This window comes from Desulforhopalus vacuolatus, assembly GCF_016918505.1.
GTDB lineage: Bacteria > Desulfobacterota > Desulfobulbia > Desulfobulbales > Desulfocapsaceae > Desulforhopalus > Desulforhopalus vacuolatus.
Window position 1 is genome coordinate 1 of the sequence record NZ_JAFFPZ010000132.1, and the last position, 412, is coordinate 412.

1 pseudogene is annotated in these 412 nt (G+C 57.0%); it reads right to left on the reverse strand.

The features are described from left to right. Positions 1–259: pseudogene (locus tag JWG39_RS16220) on the reverse strand (M15 family metallopeptidase); the annotation flags it as partial. Between the last annotated feature and the right edge of the window lie 153 nt (positions 260–412).

Sequence of the window (412 nt, forward strand, 5' to 3'; positions counted from 1 at the left end):
GCACACCCAGCGCACCGAGCAACAGCATCCGCCGCCGTACCACGAACTGCTTGAACGCCGATACGCCCGACGTTGCGTTGTCTACCGACTCGCGCAACGACCCTGCGGAGCGCGCGCCCACCACCGCCGCCCCTGTGCTCACGCGCTGCCACTGCGCACGCAGCAACGCCGCGCAGCGCTGCCGTACCGACGGCAGCAGCAGCACGGCAGCCACCACCACCATGGCAACGAAGTAGAGAACAAGAGCGAGAAAAACCATACTCACCTGCGGAGCGTGCGCGCCTACGTCAATTCATCCAGATTTATATCTGTATTTACAACGCTAAATTATTAATAAACGGTAATAATCCAGCGCCCGCTACACATAAATATTAAGGAACGATAAAGAAAATACTGCAATCTGCGCCAATCC